The sequence below is a fragment of the Ventosimonas gracilis genome (assembly GCF_001580025.1).
Taxonomy (GTDB): Bacteria; Pseudomonadota; Gammaproteobacteria; order Pseudomonadales; family Pseudomonadaceae; genus Ventosimonas; species Ventosimonas gracilis.
The window spans coordinates 1-1,540 of sequence record NZ_LSZO01000100.1 but is presented as its reverse complement, the minus strand read 5'-3'; the positions used below and the strand labels follow the sequence as shown (position 1 = coordinate 1,540).

3 protein-coding genes are annotated in these 1,540 nt (G+C 54.8%); 1 reads left to right on the top strand and 2 read right to left on the bottom strand.

Annotation, left to right across the window (positions count from 1 at the left end; all coding sequences use genetic code 11):
* Positions 1 to 205: hypothetical protein (locus AXE65_RS04560; protein WP_153015389.1), on the bottom strand; the 205-nt coding region annotated here is incomplete at its 3' end.
* Between the two features lie 141 nt (positions 206 to 346).
* Positions 347 to 1,006, bottom strand: a complete 660-nt coding sequence (locus AXE65_RS04555; protein ID WP_068388725.1) for a LexA family protein — start codon at positions 1,004 to 1,006, stop codon at positions 347 to 349.
* Between the two features lie 106 nt (positions 1,007 to 1,112).
* Between AXE65_RS04555 and AXE65_RS13260 the strand changes: the two genes are divergently transcribed.
* A complete protein-coding gene (locus tag AXE65_RS13260; protein WP_079214043.1) occupies positions 1,113 to 1,376 on the top strand; it encodes a helix-turn-helix transcriptional regulator in 264 nt (87 codons plus the stop codon).
* The last annotated feature ends 164 nt before the right edge of the window (positions 1,377 to 1,540 follow it).

The following is a 1,540-nucleotide window of genomic DNA, read 5'->3' as shown; positions in this document are numbered from 1 at the left end:
GCAGGCGGTTCCCCGTCCCTTCCATAAGCCCCCTGTGCATCGCGCTGGGGTCTTTTTGCTGCATCGCGCGGTATTGGTGGTAGTACGCCAAGAGTTCTATGGCGTCGCTGCGGCGGATGGTTCTGTTGATGACGCGCCCGCAGTGCGGGTTGCTGGCGATGATCTGGTAGCTTTCTTCGCCGATGCTTACGACGTCTGTTTTCATGGGTGGGTGCCTTCTTTCCGTGTGGGGATGGGAGAATTATCACGTCATGTGTTTTGACTGTCAAGCACGTTGCGTTATTTATTTTCTTCCGGTCGTAAAAAAGCCCGCGTGTGGCGGGCTGTGGGTTATCGCGGGTTGTGGCTAGAGCGTGCCGGTCGGCAGTTTAATGTCCAGCACCCTGCCAATGATGTGCCACCCGTCTTTGTCCATATCAATAGGTCTAAAATCGGGGTTGAGCGGCATAAGGTAGTCTTTCCCGCTATCGCGCTGATAGCGCTTAAACGTGGTTTCGCCGTCCCTGTTTTGGGCAATGTAGAATTTGCCGTTGATGACGCTGAAGCTTTCCGACTGTACCAGTATGCGCGTGCCTTCCGGGAAGCTGGGCGAGGTTGTGGCGGTCATCGAATGGCCGTCAACGGTCAGCCAGTAGCCCCTTTTGCCTGCGTTTTCCGTGGAATATAGCCATTCTTCCGCGTGTTCCGGCATCCAGCACTCCCAAACTTCATTGCCTGTTCCGGCGTTTACGCTGCTAATTAGTGGGTATCTGTAGTAACGCTGCGACTGCATCTCTACAGCCCGCACATTGTTTATTGCGCTGTCTTGCTCTTCGATAAGAGCGGGCAGCGGAATGCCCAAGACGTCCGCCAGCTTTTTTAGGTCATCTAGCGAGGGTTCTCGGGTATTTTTTTCGTAGTTGCCTACGCGCGATTGCGAAGACCAGCCGCAAGCTTTGGCCAACTCTGCCTGCGAAAGCCCTTTGCTCTTTCTGTAGTGCGCAATGCGTGCGCCTAGTTTTTCCATGTCCATATTCCAACACGCCTCTTGATGATTTGATTTCACTTATCGTGCTTGCATAAGCACGAGTCGTGCTTTACTATGGCTGGCAATTGGCTGTTTGGTAGGGCAAATGAATCGTATTCGAGAGGCAAGGCGGGCGGCAGGAATTGCACAAGCAGACCTCTACCGCAAAATCGGCTGGGGGCAGTCTCGCCTAGGCAACTATGAGCGGGGGGTTAGAGTGCCCGCGCTAAACGATTGCCGTCGAATTGTGGCGGCACTTAGGGCGCTTGGCGCGGACTGCACTTTAGACGATGTATTTCCAGAGCCTGCCGACTTGCGAGGCGGCGAACAACCACAACCCCAACAGGAGAACTCCCATGCCCAGCCTTAACCCGCGCATCTGGCTGCGCGATGCCTTCAAAGCCAGCAGAACGATTCCGGCACGCAAAAAACGCCTGGTCAAAGGGTTTTGGAATTGGCTTAACGCGCCCTCGCTGCGCGAGGTGGTCGAGCAGCAAGGGCGCGAGAGTGCGTCTTTTAAAAAAGACTCTATCG

Bases quoted from the DNA above. Each gene is read 5' to 3' on its own strand.
- AXE65_RS13260 (WP_079214043.1), top strand. From the start codon at position 1,113: ATGAATCGTATTCGAGAGGCAAGGCGGGCGGCAGGAATTGCACAAGCA.
- AXE65_RS04555 (WP_068388725.1), bottom strand. From the start codon at position 1,006: ATGGAAAAACTAGGCGCACGCATTGCGCACTACAGAAAGAGCAAAGGG.